General features: G+C 60.0%; 23 protein-coding genes. 6 read left to right on the top strand and 17 right to left on the bottom strand.

What is annotated here, in order from left to right:
* Positions 1-91: 91 nt before the first annotated feature.
* Entirely contained in the window at positions 92-484 is a 393-nt protein-coding gene (locus OP500_RS08440) for a hypothetical protein (protein WP_238746720.1), read from the bottom strand.
* Positions 485-747: 263 nt separating this feature from the next.
* Between OP500_RS08440 and OP500_RS08435 the strand changes: the two genes are divergently transcribed.
* A complete protein-coding gene (locus tag OP500_RS08435) occupies positions 748-1,224 on the top strand; it encodes an FKBP-type peptidyl-prolyl cis-trans isomerase (RefSeq protein ID WP_238746723.1) in 477 nt (158 codons plus the stop codon).
* 147 nt (positions 1,225-1,371) lie between these two features.
* Here OP500_RS08435 and ccoP read toward each other — a convergent pair whose 3' ends face one another.
* From ccoP to ccoN, 4 genes are read right to left on the bottom strand one after another with little or no spacing between them, the layout of a single operon-like run.
* Positions 1,372-2,334 (bottom strand): cytochrome-c oxidase, cbb3-type subunit III, encoded by a 963-nt coding sequence (ccoP, locus tag OP500_RS08430; RefSeq protein ID WP_238746725.1) that lies wholly within the window; start codon positions 2,332-2,334, stop codon positions 1,372-1,374.
* On the bottom strand, positions 2,334-2,543 hold the full coding sequence (locus OP500_RS08425) for a cbb3-type cytochrome oxidase subunit 3 (protein ID WP_238746727.1): 210 nt from the start codon (positions 2,541-2,543) through the stop codon (positions 2,334-2,336). The genes ccoP and OP500_RS08425 overlap by 1 nt, the downstream gene beginning before the upstream one ends.
* Positions 2,544-2,549: 6 nt before the next feature.
* Positions 2,550-3,161, bottom strand: coding sequence for a cytochrome-c oxidase, cbb3-type subunit II (ccoO, locus tag OP500_RS08420; protein WP_238746730.1), 612 nt, complete (start codon positions 3,159-3,161; stop codon positions 2,550-2,552).
* Positions 3,162-3,182: 21 nt separating this feature from the next.
* Positions 3,183-4,616 (bottom strand): cytochrome-c oxidase, cbb3-type subunit I, encoded by a 1,434-nt coding sequence (ccoN, locus tag OP500_RS08415; protein WP_238746731.1) that lies wholly within the window; start codon positions 4,614-4,616, stop codon positions 3,183-3,185.
* Between the two features lie 291 nt (positions 4,617-4,907).
* Here ccoN and OP500_RS08410 point away from each other — a divergent pair, with 291 nt between their 5' ends.
* From OP500_RS08410 to OP500_RS08390, 5 genes are all read left to right on the top strand, one after another.
* Positions 4,908-6,668: a M61 family metallopeptidase gene (locus OP500_RS08410; RefSeq protein ID WP_274070696.1), complete on the top strand. Its 1,761-nt coding sequence runs from the start codon at positions 4,908-4,910 to the stop codon at positions 6,666-6,668.
* A 120-nt stretch (positions 6,669-6,788) separates the two neighbouring features.
* Positions 6,789-7,448: a hypothetical protein gene (locus OP500_RS08405; protein ID WP_274070695.1), complete on the top strand. Its 660-nt coding sequence runs from the start codon at positions 6,789-6,791 to the stop codon at positions 7,446-7,448.
* A gap of 80 nt (positions 7,449-7,528) precedes the next feature.
* The gene (nadD, locus tag OP500_RS08400) at positions 7,529-8,164 is read left to right on the top strand and encodes a nicotinate (nicotinamide) nucleotide adenylyltransferase (protein ID WP_274070694.1); all 636 of its coding nucleotides are present in this window, start codon (positions 7,529-7,531) and stop codon (positions 8,162-8,164) included.
* Positions 8,165-8,224: 60 nt separating this feature from the next.
* Complete coding sequence (gene rsfS, locus OP500_RS08395; RefSeq protein ID WP_274070693.1) at positions 8,225-8,608, top strand: ribosome silencing factor; 384 nt, start codon at positions 8,225-8,227, stop codon at positions 8,606-8,608.
* Positions 8,609-8,695: 87 nt separating this feature from the next.
* Entirely contained in the window at positions 8,696-9,652 is a 957-nt protein-coding gene (locus tag OP500_RS08390; protein WP_238746742.1) for a tetratricopeptide repeat protein, read from the top strand.
* Between the two features lie 284 nt (positions 9,653-9,936).
* Here OP500_RS08390 and OP500_RS08385 read toward each other — a convergent pair whose 3' ends face one another.
* From OP500_RS08385 to folE2, 12 genes are all read right to left on the bottom strand, one after another.
* Positions 9,937-12,048 (bottom strand): TonB-dependent receptor, encoded by a 2,112-nt coding sequence (locus tag OP500_RS08385; protein ID WP_238746743.1) that lies wholly within the window; start codon positions 12,046-12,048, stop codon positions 9,937-9,939.
* A gap of 425 nt (positions 12,049-12,473) precedes the next feature.
* Entirely contained in the window at positions 12,474-14,348 is a 1,875-nt protein-coding gene (locus OP500_RS08380; protein WP_274070692.1) for a phospholipase D family protein, read from the bottom strand.
* Positions 14,329-14,832, bottom strand: a complete 504-nt coding sequence (locus OP500_RS08375) for a peroxiredoxin family protein (RefSeq protein WP_274070691.1) — start codon at positions 14,830-14,832, stop codon at positions 14,329-14,331. Before OP500_RS08375 ends, OP500_RS08380 begins: the two co-directional genes overlap by 20 nt.
* Positions 14,833-14,836: 4 nt before the next feature.
* Complete coding sequence (locus tag OP500_RS08370; protein WP_274070690.1) at positions 14,837-15,241, bottom strand: acyl-CoA thioesterase; 405 nt, start codon at positions 15,239-15,241, stop codon at positions 14,837-14,839.
* A gap of 21 nt (positions 15,242-15,262) precedes the next feature.
* Positions 15,263-15,628, bottom strand: a complete 366-nt coding sequence (locus OP500_RS08365) for a VacJ (RefSeq protein WP_238746748.1) — start codon at positions 15,626-15,628, stop codon at positions 15,263-15,265.
* Positions 15,629-15,726: 98 nt separating this feature from the next.
* Positions 15,727-16,659, bottom strand: coding sequence for an MlaA family lipoprotein (locus OP500_RS08360; RefSeq protein ID WP_274070689.1), 933 nt, complete (start codon positions 16,657-16,659; stop codon positions 15,727-15,729).
* Complete coding sequence (locus OP500_RS08355) at positions 16,656-16,937, bottom strand: STAS domain-containing protein (protein WP_274070688.1); 282 nt, start codon at positions 16,935-16,937, stop codon at positions 16,656-16,658. Before OP500_RS08355 ends, OP500_RS08360 begins: the two co-directional genes overlap by 4 nt.
* Complete coding sequence (locus tag OP500_RS08350) at positions 16,937-17,557, bottom strand: MlaC/ttg2D family ABC transporter substrate-binding protein (RefSeq protein ID WP_274070687.1); 621 nt, start codon at positions 17,555-17,557, stop codon at positions 16,937-16,939. The genes OP500_RS08355 and OP500_RS08350 overlap by 1 nt, the downstream gene beginning before the upstream one ends.
* 24 nt (positions 17,558-17,581) lie before the next feature.
* Positions 17,582-18,088, bottom strand: a complete 507-nt coding sequence (gene mlaD, locus OP500_RS08345) for an outer membrane lipid asymmetry maintenance protein MlaD (RefSeq protein ID WP_238746752.1) — start codon at positions 18,086-18,088, stop codon at positions 17,582-17,584.
* Between the two features lie 4 nt (positions 18,089-18,092).
* A complete protein-coding gene (mlaE, locus tag OP500_RS08340; protein WP_274070686.1) occupies positions 18,093-18,869 on the bottom strand; it encodes a lipid asymmetry maintenance ABC transporter permease subunit MlaE in 777 nt (258 codons plus the stop codon).
* Between the two features lie 93 nt (positions 18,870-18,962).
* Positions 18,963-19,781, bottom strand: a complete 819-nt coding sequence (locus tag OP500_RS08335) for an ABC transporter ATP-binding protein (RefSeq protein ID WP_274070685.1) — start codon at positions 19,779-19,781, stop codon at positions 18,963-18,965.
* Between the two features lie 102 nt (positions 19,782-19,883).
* The gene (gene folE2 / locus OP500_RS08330; RefSeq protein WP_274070684.1) at positions 19,884-20,672 is read right to left on the bottom strand and encodes a GTP cyclohydrolase FolE2; all 789 of its coding nucleotides are present in this window, start codon (positions 20,670-20,672) and stop codon (positions 19,884-19,886) included.
* Positions 20,673-20,845 lie beyond the last annotated feature (173 nt).

Here is a 20,845-nt window from a genome sequence, read left to right as displayed (position 1 = left end):
TCATCGCCGCGTAAAACGGGCAAGATATACAAAACCAAAGCCGAATACCCAAAAGTATTCGGCTCCGGTAACAGCAGATAACTGCGGCAGCTTATTTAGCGGCAGAAGCAACTTCGGAAGCAGCGGCTTTAGCAGCAGAAGCAGTTTCTTGAACGGCTTCTTTTGCTTCGGTTTTTACTTCTTCAACAGCTTCTTTGGCATCGGCTTTTACTTCAGAAGCAGTAGCGGCAGCTTCGCTGGCCATTGCACCGGCAGCAGATGCTGCAGAAGCCATTTCGCTGCTTACTTGGGAAGCGGCGGCAGAAGCGGCATTTTCAGCAGCTTTCTGAGCATCGTTACAAGCGGCAACGAACAGAGTCAACAATGCGGCAGCGATCAGAGATTTTTTCATTTTTAACAACCTTAGTAAAACAATAAAAACAAGTAAAAAAGCGAGCTGACCTTGAGAAGGAATCTTCCTAAAGACGCCCGTTTGGTTTTGCAACGGGGCGTATTGTGCCTGAATTTGCGCAAATTGGCAATATGACGGAAAACGGCAGTAAATTAAAAACCCGCCCACATATTCGCAAATAAATTAAGCCGATATTTTGTTTGTGTATTTATTTGTCAAAACGTCAATTCCTCGTTGCATTCACGCAACAAGACGATAAATTTGCCCCGCCGCCATTGTGCTATACTCACGCCCCGCAAAAGATGGCCATTCCACGAAATCCGCAACCGTCCCATCCCAACTTAAAAGGAAACAGAATGATTAAGAAAAACTCCGTAGTCGGCCTGCATTACAAAATGTACGATGCCGACAACAACCTGCTTGACGAAACCACCGAACCGATGGTGTATCTGCACGGCGGCTACGACGGCATTTTCCCGCTGGTGGAAGAAGCGCTGCACGAAAAAAACATCGGCGATACCGTTGATGTGCTGATGCAGCCTGAAGACGCTTTCGGCGAACAAGATCCCGAGCTGGTGCGCATTGAAGATGTGAAAGTCTTTCCGGTGGAAGTCGAGCCGGGCATGATGTTTGAAGCCGACGACCCGCAGCACGGCGTCGTTATCTACCGGGTAACCGATGTTGCCGACGGCAAAGCGGTGGTGGACGGCAACCACCCGCTGGCGGGGATGAAAATCCGCTTCCAAGGCACTGTCGAGAGCATTCGCGAAGCCAATGCCGAAGAAATCGCCCACGGCCATGCCCACGGCGCGCACGGACATCACCATCATTAAACTGCCGAGTTGAAAACAAAACGGGTAATGCACTGGCTGCATTACCCGTTTTTTATCGCAGCATTACGCCGAAATGCCATACATAAAAAGTTTTCAGGCTGCCTGAATAATACAGGCAGCCTGAAAACCGGTTTGCGGCCAAATGGCTTATTTGCTGCCGACGGCGTTTTTGGTGTCGGTCGGCAAAGCCTTGCCTTTGGGATGGGATTTGCCCCACACATAGGCGGTCAGGATGTGGATTTTTTCGTCGGTCAAAAAGCCTTCCCATGCCGGCATCTGGTTGTGGCGACCGCCGGTAATGGTTTCGATAATGGCTTTTTCGCTGCCGCCCCACAGCCAAGTGTTGTCGGTCAGGTTCGGTGCCATGCCCTGGTTGCCCTGGCCTTTGTCGCCATGGCAGACCGCGCAGTTGGCGGCAAAAGTTGCCTGGCCGCGGGCGGCACGCTCTTCGTTATGTTGCTTGCCGGAGAGCGACATCACATAGTTGGCCACGTCTTTCACGCCTTCTTCACCGAATTTCGGACCCCAAGCAGCCATCACGCCGGTACGGCCTTTGGAGATGGTTTCGTGGATTTTCTCTGGCGTACCGCCCCACAGCCAGTCGGAGTCGGTCAGGTTGGGGAAGCCACGCCGACCCTCGGCATCGGAGCCGTGGCATTGGATACAGTAGGTGGCAAACAGGTTTTGGCCGATTTTCATCGCTTCCGGATTCTTGGCGACGTCTTCGACTTTCATCTGCGCAAACTTCTTATATATCTTGCCGTATTGCGCTTCGGCAGCCTGAACTTCCTTGCGGTAGGCATTGCGGCTGGTCCAGTGTTCGCCGCCGAAGGAGATGCCTTTGTAATCGCCCATGCCAGGATAGACGATCAGATATGCGATACCAAATACAATGGTACAAATAAACATCCAAAACCACCACTTGGGCAGGGGGTTGTTGTATTCCTCAATACCGTCCCAAGAATGACCCATGGTTTTGACTTCTTCGCCTTTGGGCGGGGCTTTGACTTTGTTTTGCGACAGCAGCAGCCATATGATGCCGATAAAGCTGGCAACGACTATTGCGATAATGTAGTAATGCCAAAATCGGCTGGTGAATTGTGATTCCATTATTTTGCTCCGTGCCCATGTTCTGACTGGACATCATCTTGTTTTTTGGTTTGTGTTTGCTCGTCAGGCGTATCGGGGTCATCCACGATGCTGTTGGCCGCTTCGTCGTAATTGGCTTTGTTGCGCTTGTTCATCACGACATAAACCACCAGGGCAAAGCTGATCGATACCCACAAGGTAAACAAGATGCGTACCCCATTCAGATCCATAGTGTTTTACCTTGTGTTTTTCAGCGCCAGACCCAAGCCCTGCAGATAGGCAACCACCGCATCCAGCTCGGATTTATTTTTCAACTCTTCCGGTGCTTTTTCAATTTCTTCGTCGGTGTAGGGGGTACCGGCACGCTGTTGGGCTTTCAGGTTGCTGACCGTCGCTTCGATATCGACCTTATTGCGCGCAAGCCACGGGAATGCGGGCATATTGGACTCGGGTTCGACTTCGCGCGGGTTGATCAGGTGGATGCGGTGCCATTCGTCGGAATAACGGCCGCCCACGCGCGCCAAATCAGGGCCGGTACGTTTGGAACCCCATTGGAAGGGGCGGTCGTACACCGATTCGCCGGCCACCGAATAGTGGCCGTAGCGTTCGGTTTCGGCGCGGAAGGGGCGAATCATCTGCGAGTGGCAGTTGTAGCAGCCTTCACGGATATAGATGTCGCGCCCGGCCGACTGCAGCGCGGTATAGGGTTTGACCCCTTTGGTCGGCGTGATCACTTCTTTGGTGAAAAACAGCGGGACGACTTCAACCAACAAGCCGATACTGATCACGATAAAGGTAAACACGATCAGGAAACCGACTTTCTCTTCAACCAATGCTTGTAATTTCATTTTGGTAGCCTGTTAGTATTATTAATGGTGCTGTGTTTGTGCGAGCGCGGGGATTTCGGCATCGACCGGTTTGCCCTGCATAATGGTGCGGTACATATTGTAGGCCATCAGTACCATGCCGCTCAGATACAGTACGCCGCCGAGGAAACGGATAACGTAGTAGGGCTTGGAGCGGCTGACCGAAGCGATAAACGCATGAGTCAGCGTGCCGTCGGCGTTGAGCTGGCTCCACAACAGACCCTGCATCACACCGGCAATCCACATCGAAGAGATATAGAACACCACGCCAATGGTGGCGATCCAGAAGTGAGCGTCGATCAGTTTCACGCTGTACATTTCCTTACGGCCGAACAAGCGCGGAATCAGGTAGTAGATCGAACCGATGGTAACGAAGCCCACCCAGCCCAGCGCGCCGGAGTGCACGTGGCCGACCGTCCAGTCGGTGTAATGGCTCAACGCATTGACCGCTTTGATCGACATCATCGGGCCTTCGAAAGTGGACATGCCGTAGAAAGACAGCGACACCACCAGGAATTTCAGAATCGGGTCGGTACGCAGTTTGTCCCAGGCGCCGGAGAGCGTCATGATGCCGTTAATCATGCCGCCCCAAGAGGGTGCGAACAGAATCAGCGACAGCACCATACCCAGCGACTGCGTCCAATCCGGCAGCGCGGTGTAGTGAAGATGGTGGGGGCCCGCCCACATATAGGTGAAAATCAGCGCCCAGAAGTGCACCACCGACAAACGGTAGGAGTAAACCGGACGGCCGGCCTGCTTGGGAACGAAGTAGTACATCATGCCCAAGAACGCCGCGGTCAGGAAAAAGCCCACCGCATTGTGGCCGTACCACCACTGCACCATCGCGTCGATGGCACCGTAGTAAACGGGGTAAGACTTCATCGGTGAAGCGGGGATGCTGAGATTGTTGACGATATGCAGCAGCGCAATCGCAAGAATGTAGCCGCCGTAGAACCAGTTGGCCACATAAATGTGTTTTACCTTGCGCTTAGCGATGGTGCCGAAGAACACGATGGCGTAGGCGATCCACACCGCCGCGATCAGGATGTCGATCGGCCATTCCAGCTCGGCATATTCTTTGGCCTGGGTGTAGCCCAGCGGCAGGGTAATCGCCGCCAGCACAATCACCAGCTGCCAGCCCCAGAAAGTAAAGGCCGGCAGCCAGCCGCCGAACAGGCGAGTGTTACAGGTGCGCTGCACCACATAGTAAGACGTTGCGAAAAGGCCGCTGCCGCCAAACGCGAAAATCACCGCGTTGGTATGCAGCGGACGGATGCGCCCGAAGTGGAACCACGGACCGACGTTGGACAAATCCAACTCCGGCCAGCGCAGCTGGGCGGCGGCAATCACCCCCACCAGCATGCCGACGATGCCCCAAATCACGGTCATCACGGTAAACTGGCGCACCACTTTATAGTTGTAGGTTTGCGTTTCCATTGTTCAAAGTCTCCATAAATACCGCCGCAACGCGAGCCGCCTGCAGGCAGCCTGAAACCTGTTACGTTACCGACGGTTTTACTGTGTAAATATTTTTTTACATGTGTGGTCAATCCAACTCGGCATTTTAAAGCAAAACCGCCTTTCCCACCAAACAGAATAATGGTAAAACACACATCTTTTCCGCAGGCATATGCGGCTTTTGCTGAATGTTGCCGGCTTATCCGCTTTTCAAAAAAGCGGTTTTAACACAATTCGAATAACTAAATCAAACAAACTTTAACACTTCTTATGATTCGTTACACCGTCTCTCCGCTGCCCGCAAGCCACCAATGGCAGGTATGCCTGACTTTCAGGCAGCCTGAAAACGCCACGCAAACGCTCGCGCTGGCCAACTGGACGCCCGGCAGCTACATGATCCGCGACTTTAGCCGCCACATCACCGCCATCCGCGCCGAGTGCGACGGCCGTCCCGCCGCGCTGGTGCAAACCGCCAAAAACCGCTGGCAGACGCCGGCGCAGGCCGGGCAGTACAGCATTTTCTATACCGTTTACGCCAACGATATGTCCGTGCGCGCTTCCCTGCTCGATACCGACCGCGGCTTTATCGACGGCGCCTGCCTATTTCTCAGTCTGCCCGATTGCCACAACCAGACGCACCAGGTCAGCTTTGAAAAGCTGCCTGAAAACTGGCAGATCGCCACCACTTTGACGCAAACAGCCGCGCAAACCTTTCAGGCTGCCTCCTACGGCGAATTAATCGACCACCCTTTCGAGCTGGGTGCCGCCATCGAAATCCTTGAATTTTCCGCCCGCAGCATTCCCCACCGCATCGCCATTAGCGGCATTTATCCCGATTTCGACCGCAGCCGCCTGATTGAAGACAGCCGCAAAATCTGCGAAACCGCGCTGGCGGTTTTCCCGCAGCAGGCACCGTTTGAGCGCTATTTGTTTTTGCTGCACGTTGGCGACCAAATCTACGGCGGTCTCGAACACCGCAGCAGCACCGCCCTGCACATCGACCGCCACAGCCTACCCGCCCACGGCCTGGGCGAAGCCGACCGCGGCTATACCGAGCTGCTCGGCCTGATTTCCCACGAATACTTCCACGCCTGGAACGTCAAATCCGTCAAACCCGCCGCCTTCGAGCCCTACGATTTGGAGCAGGAAAGCTACACCGAGCAGCTATGGGCGTTTGAAGGCATCACCGCCTATTACGACGACCTGATTCTCGCCCGCAGCGGCGTTATCAGCCCCGCCGCCTATCTCAACCTGCTCGCCCGCACCCTCAGCCACTGCCGCCAGCTGCCCGGCAGCCGCGTGCAGACGCTGGCCGAATCCAGCTTCGCCGCCTGGCACAAATTCTACAAAGCCGACGAAAACAGCCCCAACGCCATCGTCAGCTACTACCAGCAAGGCTCGCTGGCTGCCCTGTGCCTAGACCAACTCATCCGCCGCAACAGCGACAACAGCCAAAGCCTAGACACCGTGATGCGCGGCCTTTACCAAGACTGGCTCGACAGCCGCAGCGGCATCACCGAAGGCAGCTGGCAGCGGCGCGCGCAGGAAATCCTCGACCAAGACCTCGCCAGCTTTTTTCAGGCTGCCCTGTACAGCACCGCCGAGCTGCCACTGGTCGAAGCGCTGCGCCATATCGGCGTTGAGTTGCGCTGGCAGCCTGAAAAATCCGGCAGCAAAGGCGGCGTGGTCGAAAACTTCCCCGCCGCAGCCGAGCCGGCGGCCGAACTGGGCTGCCGTTTCAAACAGCAAGACGGCCACGCCCTGATTACCCACGTGCTCAACGGCAGCGCCGCCGAGCGCAGCGGTCTGATGCCGCAGGACAAAATCATCGCCGTTGACGGCTACGCCTGCCGCGATTTCGACCACCAGGCCGCTGATATAGCCGGTAAGCGCCACCGCCTGCACTTTTTCCGCCACGGCGTGCTGCGCGAAACCGATATCGTCCCCCAAGCCGCCGCCGCCCAAACCGCCTACCTGAAAATCAGCGACCCCGCCGCTCTCAAAAGCTGGCTCGCCGCCCAAGCAACCTGAAACCGCTGTCCTTATACCACAGCGGCAAAGGCAGCCTGAAAACCCCGTCCACCCGCAACCCGCCCCACGGCCAAGCAGCCTGAAAACCTTTCAGGCTGCCTTTTGCACCGAAAGAAACGCATGAAACCCCTGCTCCGCCTGCTGCTGCCGCTCGCCCTGCTCGCCGCCCTTGCCGGCTGCGAAGGCGCGCTGAGCCAAGATTTGTCCGACGACGCCTCGGCAGCCGCAGCCGCTTCCGCCGCCGTCGAAGCGCAATCCGCAGAACGGCCGCTGCCGCAGCTGCCGGCCGCGCAAAGCGGCAACCTGCTGCTTGATGCCGCCGCCCTTGCCGACGCCCAGCAGCGGCTGTCCGAACAGCTTGGCCGGCCTGCCGAACAAATCCTGATAACCGGCAGCATCGACTTTTACGACGGCGACGAGCCGCGCATCGAAATCGACCTGGTCGCGCCCGACGACGCTCTGCGCAGCGAACACTACATCTACCGCAGCGGCCTGTGGCAGCGCAGCGAAACCGACATCTTGCCGCCCGAGCGCAAAAAGCCGCTGCCCGCCGAAGCGCTGTCGTCCGTGCGCTTTGACCAAGCCGCCGAGCTGGCGCAGGCATGGGCAGCCAAAGCCGCCGGCGTGCATGCCGTTGTCCGCGAGCCCTATTATCTGTCGCTGATGCCGCTGGCAGACGGCAGCCACTTCTGGCACAGCGCCACCATCGAAACCCGCCGCGGCCAGTATTACCTGAGCTTCCACCGCGACGGCAGCGTATGGGAATTCAAAAAACTGTAAACCCGTGCCGTTTCAGGCAGCCTGAAAGCCGCCGTTTGCCCTTTCAGGCTGCCTGAAACCCTGTTCAAGAAAGCCCGAGCATGACTTCCCCTTCCCGCCGCCCCGCCATCGGCCTGTTCGGCGGCAGCTTCGACCCCGTCCACAACGGCCATCTGCACATCGCCCGCGCCTTTGCCGACGAGCTGGCGCTCGACACCGTCATCTTCCTGCCCGCCGGCGACCCCTACCACAAAGGCGGCAGCCGCACCGACGCCCGCCACCGGCTGGCGATGGCGCAACTGGCGGCGCAGGCCGACCCGCGCTTTGCCGTCAGCGACTGCGACATCGTCCGCCGCGGCGCCACCTACAGCAGCGACACCGCCGCCATCTTCCGCCAAAACTTCCCCGCCGCCGATCTGTGGTGGCTGCTCGGCGCCGACAGCCTGAACACCCTGCACACCTGGAAAAACTGGCGTCAGTTTGCCGACACCGTCAATATCGCTGTCGCCCGTCGTGCAGACGGCGGCACCGCACCCACCCCGCCCCACGCCGAATCCGCCGCCTGGCAGCGGCAGGCCGAAGCCGCAGGCAGCCTGAAAACCCTGTCCGCGCCGCTGCATCCGGCCAGTTCCACCGACATCCGCCGCGCCCTTGCCGGCGGCGGCGATGCCGGCGCGCTGCTGCCGCCAGAAGTGGCCGCCTATATCCGCCGCCACCGCCTTTACCATGCAGCCTGAACGCCGCCGCGCCGCGATGGCGTATAATCGCCCGTTTCCCAAACCATCCGATTTTTATCTATGAACGAACAAGATTCCGCCCGCCTGGCGCAGATGGTCGAAACCGCCGTCAATGCGCTCGAAGACATCAAAGCCAAAGACATCATCGTTATCGACACCTCCGAAAAAACCTCGCTGTTTGCCCGCATGATCATCGCCAGCGGCGACAGCAGCCGCCAAGTGCGCGCGCTGGCCAACAACGTTTCCGTGTCGCTCAAAGAAGCCGGCTTCCCGCTGATCGGCAGCGAAGGCCAGGACAGCGGCGAATGGGCGCTGGTCGATGCCGACGACCTGCTGGTACACGTTATGCTGCCGGCCGTGCGCGATTTTTACGATATCGAAGCGCTGTGGGGCGGCCAAAAACCCGCCTTCGACGGCGCCAAACCCTGGCATTCGGCCGATTAAGGCGTTTTTGCCCTTTCAGGCAGCCTGCGTAGCGTAGCGCAGTTGCGAAGCTAAAACCGCCGTCCGCCCCGTTTTCCCCTTGCCGCCATGGATCTCACCGCCCGCCTGACCCACGCCAGCGAACTCACCGACCGTCTGCAGTTCGACGCCGCCGAGTCGCTGCTGCGCCGGCTCGGCCGCCAAACCGAAGCACAGTTCGGCAGCCGCTCGGCCGAATACGCGCTGTGCCTGCGCGGCCAGGGCGAATGGCATCAGGCGGTGGGCGATCTGGCCGCCGCCGGCAGCCTGCTCAAACAAGCCAGGCTGATTTGTCTCGGCACCGTCGGCGCCGATGATCTGGCCAGCGCCCGCACCGGCGGCAGTCTCGCCCGCTTTCTCGACTGCTACGGCCGCCACCGCGAAGCCCGCGAAATGCTGGAAAACGCGCTGGCAACCTACCGCCGCGCCCTCGGTCCCAAACACCCCGACACCCTGCGCCTGACCGCCGATCTCGGCCGCGCCTGCCGCCACGACGGCGACATCCCGCAGGCGCTCGCCCATCTCGAAAGCGCCGCCGCCGCCTACGAAAAACTGTTCGGCATGGAGCACCGCCACACCGCGCAAACCTACACCGACGCCGCCGCCTGCTACCGCGTCCAAGGCTGGCACAAACAAGCGCTGTCGGTGCTCGCGCAAACCCGCGCCATCCAAAGCCGCTGCTCTGGTGAGCGCCACCCGCGCACCATCACCGCGCTAATCGAAACCGCCGCCGTTTACGACGCGATGAAAGACCACCGCCAAGCCAAGCCGCTCTATATCCGCGCCGCCGCCGACTGCCGCGCCGTTCTCGGCAGCCGCCACCCGCTCTACGCCCACATTCTCAACTACCAGGCGCAGCACTACTGCCGCCAGCACCGCTTCGGCGCCGCCGCCAAACTGATGCAGCAGGTGCTGCCGCTGTATCTCGAACACTTCGGCAAACAACACCCCTACACCCAAGAAGCCTCGCGCAATTTCGAACTCTTCGCCCTCTTCGGCGAACGCGGCGGCGGCCAGCGGCACTGAGCCGCCAACCGGCAAAGCAGCGCCAAGCAGCCTGAAACCAAGGCAGCCTGAAAACCGCCAACGGTTTTTTCAGGCTGCTTTTTATTGCTACCGTTCGGCTTTCAGGCTGCCCGTTTCGCGGGCAGCACGTAGGTCGGATTCTCGAATCCGACAACCAGCCGTAAGGGCGGCATTTATGCGGGAACGGAAAATGTCGGATACGGGTATCCGACCTACAACGGCAAAGCAGCCTGAAAAACCTCCAACACGGGTTTTCAGGCTGCTTTGTGTGAAGTGCGCCAGACTCAGAAGCTGTAGTTCACGCGCAGGGTGTAGTTGCGCGGGGCGGCGGGCATGGCGTCGGAGCGCCAGTATTTGCGGTCGAACAGGTTGCCGACGGCAAAGGTGGTATTGAGCTGCTTCCAGTTCCAGCCGACCATGGCATCGACGCGGGCAAAGCCGGGCAGGTGGTCGGCGGCGCCGGCGCGGGTGTAGCCGTAGCGCTTGCCGCTGCCGGTGATGCCGACTTCGCCGTAAAGCTTGGCGGTGGGTGTGTAGCGGAAGAACAGGTTGCCGGTTACGCTGCTGGTGCCGCTCAGGTGCTGGCCGACATTATTCGGCGTGGCGTCGTCTTTCACCACTTTGGCCTGCATCACGCCGAAGGAGCCGCGCAGATAGAGTTTTTGCGGCACGATTTGGCCGATGGCCGAGAGTTCGGCGCCGCGCGAGCGGTGTTTGCCGCTGACTTCCCAATGGAAGGGATCGTTTTGCGGGTCGGGGCGGTAACGGATGTTGTAGCGCTCGATTTGGTACAGCGACAGCGTGGTGTCGAGCTTGCCGCCCAGCCACGAGCTTTTGATGCCGGTTTCATACTGCTTGGCGTATTCGGGCGAAGTGTTGGAATTGGCGGCGGCGTTCACCGCGTTGATGCTCATGTAGCTGCGGCCGCCGTAGGGCGAGAAGCCTTTGTTGTAGCCGGCGTAAACGGTGTGCGCGGGCGTGATGTCCCATACGGCGCCGAAGTTGGGGCTGAAGGAATGGCCGCTGTAGCTCTGGCTGGTGTTTCTCAGCTTGTTTTCGGAGCGGAAGGTGTATTTATCGTAACGGCCGCCGGCAACGAATTTGAGCTGCGGGGTTAGCGAGAAGATGTTTTGCACAAACAGGCCGTAGGAATCGGCTTTATGCTGGTTTTGGGTCAGTATCGGCTGCAGGCGGCCGGACGAAGGCCAGGTATCGCGGTTATAGGGATCGATCGGCACGGTAAAGCTGCCGCGGTAGCCCAAAGTCGGGTTGCGGTTTTCGCGGCTGGCGTCGAAACCGACGGTCAGGTGGTTGTCGAAACGGCCGATTTGGTAGTCGCCGTTGAGCGTGAAGCTGCTGGATAAGGTTTTGTTGTCGGTCTGCTGCCAGGCGTAGTTGCGCACAATCTGGCTGCCGTTGATGCGGCCGGCGTAGAAATGGTCGAAATCCTGCGCGGCGCGGCGGTGGGCTAGCTGCCATTGCAGGTTCCAGCGCTCGTTAAAGGCGTATTCCAGATTGGAGCGCCACACTTGCAGTTTGTCTTCGACAAAATCATTGGGGTGGGCAAAACCGGTGCGGTAGGAAAGATTGAAATGGTCGTAAACGTTTTTGCCCGGGCCGCGGTCGGGCGTGCGTTTGACTTTGTCGTAGGTGTACTGCCCCGTCCATTTCAGGCTGCCGAAACGCAGGGTAATGCTGGGCGAAACCATCGCGTTTTTGCTGTCGATGCCCGAGCGGAAAGAATTGGCGCGGCCGACTTCGCCGCTCAAACGCAGGGCGACGTGCGGGTTGAGCACTTCGTTCACGTCCACGTTCAGGCTGCGGTTTTCCCAGCTGCCCAGGCTGACGCCGACGTTGCGGCTTTGTTTGAAGTTGGCGTATTTGCTGACCATATTGATCACGCCGCCGCCGTTGGTGCGGCCGTAGAGCACCGACGAGGGGCCTTTGAGAATTTCCACGCGCTCGATATTGGCGGTGCTGCGGCGCACCTGGCCGCTTTCGCGCACGCCGTCGCGGTAGATGTCGTTGGCATCGGCGTTGAAACCGCGCAGCATTATGCTCTCGCCACGCATATCGTAGGCAGCGTCGATGCCGGCGTTGCCTTCCAGAATCGAGCTCAAATCGTTGGTGCCGTAATTTTTGTTTTTCTGGATGTTGAGGGTATCGACGGTTTGCGGGATTTCTTTGGTACGCAAACCGTTGCGGGTAACGGCGGCTTCGCCGTAGTCGATATAGCCTTTGAGAATGCTGGTTTCAGGCTGGCCGACCACGGTTACCGTGGGCAGCGTGGCGGCATAACCGCCCTGCTCATCGGCATCGTCGGCATGGGCAGACAAAGGAAACGCCGCCAGCAGCATCAGGCTCAGCGGCGACAGTAAACGGGTGGGTGCGGGCATAAATACTCCGGAAATCAGGTTAAAAAGAAGCAATCGAAAATAGTTTTTGTTGTGATTCGTATTTTAACGTAAATTTTCCAAGCAGGCAGCCTGAAACTTGCCGGCAACAACAAAACCACAACAGAAAACAGCGGCCGGCCGCCGTTTTGCGCAAGGGAATTGGGATGGCACAGGCAGCCTGAAAACCGCAAACAGGGTTTTCAGGCTGCTTTTTGGTTACACAGCAGCACGTAGGTCGAATTCTTGAATCCGACAGCCGGCCGCAAGGATGGCACTTATGCAGGAACGGAAATGTCGGATACGAGTATCCGACAGTTGCTACACAACTTTCAGGCTGCCTTTTGCGTTGGGGCAGCCTGAAAAGCACAGCAGCCTGAAAACCGCAAACACGGGTTTTCAGGCTGCTTGGCATTCGGGTGCGGCGTTTACAGCAAACGCTCGATTGGCAGCAGCGACAGGAAATTGTTGAGCAGCCGTTTCCAAGTGCCGGCTTCGGGCTCGCGCTTGGAGGTTTCGCCGGTTTGCGGGTCGCGCCAGCGCAGCTTGCCGCTGCTGTCCAGGCTGACGCGGTAGGCTTCGGCGGCGGTTACCCGCTCAAGGTGCGCCTGCATTTGCGCGGCCAGCGGCGGGTAGTAGATCATCAGCCCCATTTCGGTGTTGAGGCGGGCGGAGCGCGGGTCAAGGTTGAAGGAGCCGACAAACACGCGCTCGCGGTCGAAAATAAAGGTTTTGGCGTGCAGGCTGGTGGAAGAGCCGGTCAGGCCTTTGTCTTTACCGCGCGCGGCCACAGCCTGGCCGGGCTTGAATTCGTAGAGGGTAACGCCGGATTCCAGCAGGCGGCGGCGGTAGCGGGCGTAGCCGGAATGGACGGCGGCAACGTCGGTGGCGCGCAGCGAGTTGGTGAACACGGTAACGGCAACGCTGCGCCGCGCAAGGCTGTCAAACAGTTTCAGCCCGCTGCGGCCGGGCACGAAGTAGGCGCTGACCAGATACATTTCGCGCTCGGGTGTTTGCATCGCCTGCTCGATTTCGTCGGCGATATTGATGCGGATGCGGCGGTCGAGGGCTTTGTCGGGGTCGTCGCTCACCAAACGGGTGTCGGCGCGGATGTAGTCCACCCGCCCGGCATCGACGGCCTGGCGCAGCGGGCTGTCGGCCAGCGTCTGCAAAAAGGCGCGCTGGGCGGCATCGGGGGCGGCGGCAATGGTTTCAGGCTGCGCGTTGGCGACGATGCGCTCGAAGGGATAGGCCGAATCGCTGTGCCAGTAGCGGTCGAAATCCTGCGAGATTTCGCGCACCACCGGCCCGGCCAGCAGCACGTCGGTATCGGCAAAGGCGGTGTCGGGATGGCTGCCGAAGTAGGAATCGCCGATGTTGCGCCCGCCGATGACCGCCATCTGGTTGTCGGCGGTGAGCGATTTGTTGTGCATGCGCCGGTTCAGGCGCGGGAAGTCGGTGAGATAGCCGAGAAAGCGCCATTTGCGGTGGAGAAAGGGGTTGAACAGGCGCACGCTGATATTGGGATGGCGGTTGACGGCGGCCAGATAGCCGTCCATGCCGCGGGTGTTGTTGTCGTCCAAAAGCAGGCGCACGCGCACGCCGCGGTCGGCGGCGGCCAGCACTTTCTGCATCAGCAGGCGGCCGGTAAGGTCTTTGCGCCAGATGTAGTAGCGGATGTCGAGCGACACTTGGGCGTGGTCGATCAGCTCGGCACGGGCGACGAAAGCATCTTGGGCGTCGTCAATCACATACAGCAGGGTCGGCAGGCGGCCGTCGCCGGCGGGATGCGGTTGCGGCGACGGCTGCTCGGCACTTTTCAGGCTGCTTTCGCCGTTTGCGCCTTTAAGGGGTGCGACGGCGGCGGAATTTTCAGGCTGCCTGCCGTCTGCATCACCCGCTGCCGCTGCGGTTTCGCTGCTTGTGGGAACGGCTGCCGGCGTATCGCTGGCGTGTTCAGGCTGCCCTGCCCCATCGGCTTTCAGGCTGCCTGAAACCGCAGCCGATGCCGCTGCGCCGTTTTCAGGCTGCTTGGGCGCGGCGGAGATTTCCGGCGGCGGAGTACCGTTATCCAGCGGCGGCAGCCGCAGCGCGGCAGCCAGCAGCGGCGAAGCAGCAGTGTCGATAAAGCTGCTCTGCTCGCGCCCGTCCTGCGAGGGCAGCGACAGGCAGCCTGAAAGCAGCGCCGCCGCCAGAAATACAGGCAGCCTGAAAGGGCGCAAAGTGCTTCCCGACGGGAAAAAACACCTTGCGGCGGCTTTCAGGCTGCCTGCGGCGGCCGGTTTATTTGGCCAGTTCGGCATCGACTTCACGGTACAGCGCGGCAAAATCGGGGATGCCGACATAGGTTTTCAGCACCTTGCCCTGTTTATCGATCAAGACGCTGGTGGGGTAAAGCTCGGTGTTCAGATAGCTGCGGCTAACGCTGCGTTCGGCATCGAAGGCGACGCGAAAGGGCAGGCGGCGCTGTTCGCTGTAGGCGCGCACCTGTTCGAGACCGTTTTCCGGACTGACGGGCACGGATATGGCGAGAATCTGGAAGTCGCGGCCGCGGTAGTCGCCGTCCATTTTCACCAGCTTGGGCATTTCGCTGACGCAGCCGGGGCAGGTGGGAAACCAGAAATTGACTAGGGTTACGCGGTTTTGGAAGTCTTGTTCGGACAGCGTTTGGCCGTTGAGATCGGTAAGGCTGAAGGCGGGGGCGGCGGGCTTGTCTTGCGACAGGGCAAAGGCAATCAGGCCGCCAACCAGGATGATGGAGAACAGGGGCAGGATGATTTTTTTCATTGTTTTAAGACGGGGTTTGTGTGCGGATGTGCTGCAGGGCGGCCAGCAGCGTGTCAGGCAGCCTGAACGCGCGGGCGTCGCGGGTGGGAATCAGGGTTACGGCGGCTTCGGCGGCGGTTTTGCCGCTCTGGGCAACGGTAACGGTTTGGGCGACCAGCAGGCGGCGCGACTGGACTTCGAGCAGGCGGCTGGCAATCAGCAACTCGTCGTCGAGCACGGCGGCGTGGCGGTAGCGGATGTCGATATGGGCGACAACCAGGCGGGCGCCGCCCAATTCGTCGAGCACGCCGGCGCGGCGGAAATACGTCCAGCGCGCCTGCTCGAGAAATTCGAGATAGCGCGCGTTATTGACGTGGCCGTAGCCGTCCAGATGGCAGTTGTGGACGAGAATGCGGTGGGCTTCGCTCATGGTTTCAGGCTGCCTGCGCCGTCAGTTAAGCAGGGTAATCGGGCGGAAGCTCTCGCGCACCAGCGCATCTTCGCTCAAATCGGTGATGACGCTGGAGAGCTCGATGTCGAACCATTCGTGGAAAATATCCGGATGCAGCTCGGGCCAGGTGCTTTCGTCTTCACACCAGTCGGCCAGCTCGGCGGCGAACACGGTTTCGAGATGGCTTTGGATCTGGTCCCACACTTCATCGGCGTTTTCGCAGGGGGCGACGAGATAGGAATTGGCGTCGGCCTGCAAATCTTCGAGGGTCAGCCCTTCGGTTTTGCCGCCGGGCAGGCTCTCCAGCCACGCCCAGAAGGGTTCGAGCGGAATCAGCAGAAAAACGCTGCGGTTGACTTCGTACATGGATTTTCCTTATCGCGGTGGACTTGGGGCGGCGCGCAATGCGGCGGCGGTTTTTTAGCTCCGCAACTCCGCTACGCTACACAGGCTGCTGTTGCCGGCTACTCGGCGGCGGGCGCGGATGCGCTGCTTTCGGCGGCGCCGGCGTTTTCAGGCTGCCTGCTGTCGGCGTTGGCATCGGTCGCGGGGCTTGGGCTTGCAGTTTCGCTGGCTGCAGTGGCAGCGTTTTCAGGCTGCTTGGCGCTGCCGTTGCTGTTATCGGCGCCGTTTTCGAGTTCGGGGTCGGTCAAATCGTCGCCGGCGCCGGCATCGGGGCTGGCGGACAAGGCGGGATCGGACAGCTCGCCGTCGGCGGCGGCCGGGTCGGTATTGCCGGTTTGCTTGGCGCGCAGGGCAAGATAAACGTCGCGGGTGTAGGCGTATTTGTCGAGCGCAACCTGGTCAAGCGTATCGGTCAGATCCAGCAGCTGCTCGCGCTGGCTGACGACGTTCAGGCCGGCGGCGCCGTAGCGGACGCCGGCGGCGGGCATCAGCAGCCGTTCGGGCGAATACAGCACGGCAACCACGCCGCCGACGCTGTCGCGTATGGTGGACGGCCCCATCAGCGGCAGGACGAAATAATTGCTGCGCTTCCAGCCCCAGCTGGCGAAGGTGTCGCCGAGGGTGTTTTTGTTGTTGGGCATGCCGGCGGCGTCGGCGATATTGATCAGGCCGCCAAGGCCGAAGGTGGAATTGACCGCCACGCGCATAAAGTCGTAGCCGGCTTTGCGCACGTTGCCGCGCAAAAGATTGCTGCCGATGCTGCCGATGTCGCGCAGGTTGTTGAAAAAGTTGCTGACGGCGCTGCGCGCGGGCTTGGGGGTAACGGCGCGATAGGCGCGGGCGGCAGGGCTTAAGACGTAGCGGTCGGCCTTGTCGTTGAACTTGAATACCGCGCGGTTGTATTTCTCATACGGGTCCTGCGGGTGATCGGCAAGGGCGCTCAGGCTGAAACACAATGCCAGCGCGCAAAGGGCGGCGTGGGCGGCTTTCATTCGGCGATCCAGTCTTCGATGTCGTAAAGGGCGGCCAGCTCGCGGGCGGCGGCGGGCAGCGCCAGATGTTTCAGGCTGCCTGCGCCGCGGATGCGGCGGGCGGCGAGCAGTAGCGACAGGCTGGCGGAATCGACGGCGGCCACGCCGCTCCAGTCGATGCTGTGGGTTTCAGACTGCCGGCACTGCTCTTGGAAGCGGCGGTAGTTTTTGCCGTTCAGGCTGCGGACGGTGATGTCGCCGCGCAGGTGCAGGCAGCCGCTGCGCACTTCGCTGTCCATTATTTGCCGCCGTTTTTCGCTTTCAGATCGGCAATCAGGCCTTCGACGCCTTTTTCTTTGAGTACCGGCTCAAACTGTTTTTTCTGGCCGCGTACCAAGTCGAACACGCCTTCAAAGCTGACGTTGAACACGCGATAGACTTTGCCGTCCTGATAGGTACTGAAAACGGCCTGCACCGGCTGCTGGCCGGGCGCCTGAATCACGGCGTGCACTTCGACAATCTGTTTGTTGCCCAACAGCTTGCCGCCGTTTTTGACTACCGGATTGCCTTTGATATCGACTTTGGCGTTTTTGTACATCAGCATCTGGCGCGAATAGGTGCGGATCAGCATGGCGCGGTGTTCTTTCACCAATTCCTGCTTCTGCGCTTCGCTGGCCTGGTTCCACGGCGCGCCGACGGCCACACGGGTCATCAGGTCGAAATCGAAATAGGGAACCGCGTAGTTTTCGGCTTCGCGGCGCACGGCGGCATCGTTTTTGCCGTTGGCTTTTTTCAGGATGGCGAGCACTTGGTTGGAATTGTCGCGAACCTGGTTGACGGCCTGCTGCGGGCTGGCGAAAGCCAGGCCGATGCTCATGGCGCCGATGGCCAGCGCGGTGGCGATTGCAGATTTTTTCATAAGGTTTCCTTTCCTTGCCCCGTGTTATTCGGAAGCCGCCGGGGCGGAAGCGGCGGAGTCGGTTTTCTCTTCTTTGTTTATAAAGTTGCCGATAAACTGGTTGATCAGGTTTTCCAGCACCACGGCGGAGGTGGTGAGGGCGATGGTGTCGCCGTTTTCCAGCTTCTCTTCTTCGCCACCCTGGCTCAAGCCGATGTATTGCTCGCCCAGCAGGCCGGAAGTGAGGATTTGGGCGCTGGCATCGCTGCTGTAGCGGTATTGGCTGTCGATTTCTAGGCTGACTTTGGCCTGGAAGTTCTGCGGGTCGAGTTCGATACGGCTCACCCTGCCCACCAGCACGCCGGCGGTACGCACCGGCGCCTGCACTTTCAGGCTGCCGATGTCGGCGAACTCGGCATAAACCGTATAGCTGGGACGGCTGCCTGAAAAGCCGCTGCCGCCGCCGGCGACGCGGAAAGCGAGCGCCGCCAGCGCGGCAAAACCCAATAGGACAAACAGTCCGACCCAAATTTCCAAAACGCTTTTTTTCATCGGCTTATCCGGCAAACATAAATGCGGTTAATACAAAATCCAAAGCCAGCACGCACAGGGCGGAGGCGACGACGGTGCGGGTGCTTGCCCGCAGGATGCCTTCGGCGGTAGGCACGCAGTGAAAACCCTGGTAAACGGCAATCAGCGTAACTGCGACGCCGAACACCGCCGATTTGGTCAGGCCGTTGAGCACATCATAGCCCAAAGCGATGTTGTTCTGCATCTGCGACCAAAACACGCCGCTGTCCAGCCCCAGCCATTCGACGCCGATCAGATAGGCGCCGGCGATGCCGGCAACATTAAACACCGACGCCAGCAGCGGCATCGACAGCACGCCCGCCCAAAAGCGCGGCACCACCACCCGCGACACCGGATCGACGGCCATCATGCCCATCGCTTCGAGCTGCTCGGTGGTTTTCATCAGGCCGATTTCGCTGGTCATCGCACCGCCGGCGCTGCTGGCAAACAAAATCGCCGCCAGCACCGGCCCCAGTTCGCGCAGCAGCGAGGCGGCCACCATATAGCCCAAAATGTCGGCCGATTTGAATTTCGCCAGCTGGGTATAGCCCTGCAGCCCCAGTACCATGCCGACAAACAGGCCGGACACCGCCACAATCAGCACCGACAGCACGCCGGCAAAATACATCTGGCGCACGGTCAGCCGCAGCCGCGCCAGCTGCGCGGGCGAGCGCGCCAAGATACGCAGCAGAAATAGGCTGACTGCGCCGAGCGAGCGGATAAAACCCAGGGTGTTCGCCCCGAGGATGCGGATCAGTTCCATAGTTTAAGGTGCACAAACGTTCAAATGCGGGTTTGGGTTTTCAGGCTGCCTGATTAACGCTTTCAGGCAGCCTGAAAGCATCCGGTGGCGGTTTCAGGCTGCCCTGCCTTTGCGCGGCGAGAGCAAATCCTGGCGCAAATCCTGCTGCGCCGGATAACGGAAAGCCACCGGCCCGTTGGGCAGGCCGCCGACAAACTGGCGCACCCACGGCGAATCGAGTTCGCGCATTTCGTCGGGCGTGCCGGAAAACACGATTTCGCCGTGGGCTAGGAAAATCACCTGATCGACAATCTGCAGCGATTTTTCGATGTCGTGGGTAACCATCACGCTGGTGGAGCGCAGCGAACGGTTGACACGGCTGATCAGATGGGCGATGACACCCAGTGAAATCGGATCAAGGCCGGTAAAGGGTTCGTCGTACAGCACCAGTTCGGGATCGAGTGCGATGGTTCGCGCCAGCGCCACCCGCCGCGCCATGCCGCCGGAGAGCTCGGCGGGCATCAGATTTTCGACGCCGTACAGCCCGACGGCGTTCAGTTTGAGCAGCACCAGATCGCGCACCGCTTCTTCGGGCAGCGCGGTCAGCTCGCGCATTGGGAAAGCGATATTTTCGTACACCGACAAATCAGTAAACAGCGCGCCGTGCTGAAACAGCACACCCATGCGCCGGCGGTGTTCGTCGAGCTCGCGGCGGCTGAAAGACGCCAAATCGCGTCCCTGCACCAAAACCTGGCCGGTAGTGGGCTGCAGCTGGCCGGTAATCAGGCGCATCAGCGTGGTTTTGCCGCTGCCCGAGCCGCCCATCACGGCGGCGAAACGCCCTTCGCCGATGCTGAAGCTTACCTGCTTGAGCACCGGTCGTTCGTCGTAGGCGAAGGCGACTTCGCGAAACTCAATAAACGGCACGGCCATGCGCGTATCCCGATGTGAAAGCGGCGTATGTTATGCGTAAGCGTCTGACAAAGCAAGACGGCAACCCGGGCTGCCGTCCTGTTTTGCTGCGCGGAAAAACTTTCAGGCTGCCTGAAAGCCGGCGGAGGCGATATAGGCGTAGGCCGAATGGTTGTGGATGGATTCGAAGTTTTCGCTCTCGACCATAAACTCGCTGATGCGCGGGTCGGCAGCCAGCGCCGCAGCGGCGTCGCGCACGATGTCTTCGACGAATTTCGGGTTTTCGTAGGCACGTTCGGTAACGAATTTTTCGTCGGGGCGTTTGAGCAGGCCGTAGAGCTGGCAGGAGGCCTGGTTTTCGATGATGTCGATGATGTCTTCCGGCGGCATGCTCTCGGCGCAATCAAGGGTAACGGTAACGTGCGAGCGCTGGTTGTGGGCGCCGTACTCGGAGATTTCTTTCGAGCAGGGGCACAGGCTGGTAACCGGAATCAGGATTTTCAGCCGGCTGCGGTAGCGGCCGCCGTCAAGGTCGCCGCTCAAAACGATGTCGTAATCGAGCAGCGAGCGGATGCCGGACACCGGCGCGGCTTTGGTGCGGAAAAACGGAAAAGCGGCGCTGATGCTGCCGGCGTCGGCACCGAGCCGCGCGAGCATTTTTTCCAGCAGAACCCGCATGCTGCCGGCATCGAAGGCTTCGCTTTGCGCTTCCATCAGTTCGACAAAGCGCGACATATGCGTGCCTTTTTGTTCGGCCGGCAGGAACACGGTCATCGTCATCCGTGCCACCGTGGCCTGTTCGCCTTCGCGGTGGCGCACGCGGATCGGGAAGCGCAGGTCTTTGATGCCGACGCGGTTGATGGGGAGATTGCGCAGGTCTTTGCTGCTTTGCACGTCTGCGATGGCACTCATGCGGGGGAAGTCCTTCAAATCGGGTGTGTGTGGTGTGTGGTTTCAGGCAGCCTGAAAGCCGCGCTGCCGCCCCTTTCGCTGCGGGGCGGGCAAGTATATCATTTGGCCTGTTGTTTGACATACGCCCAAAATTGATTCTGGCTATCCGCCCCATCCGCGTTTCAGGCAGCCTG

The organism is Kingella sp. SNUBH-2017, from assembly GCF_028680565.1.
Lineage (GTDB): Bacteria > Pseudomonadota > Gammaproteobacteria > Burkholderiales > Neisseriaceae > Kingella_D > Kingella_D pumchi.
This window is presented reverse-complemented; position numbering and strand designations above follow the sequence as displayed.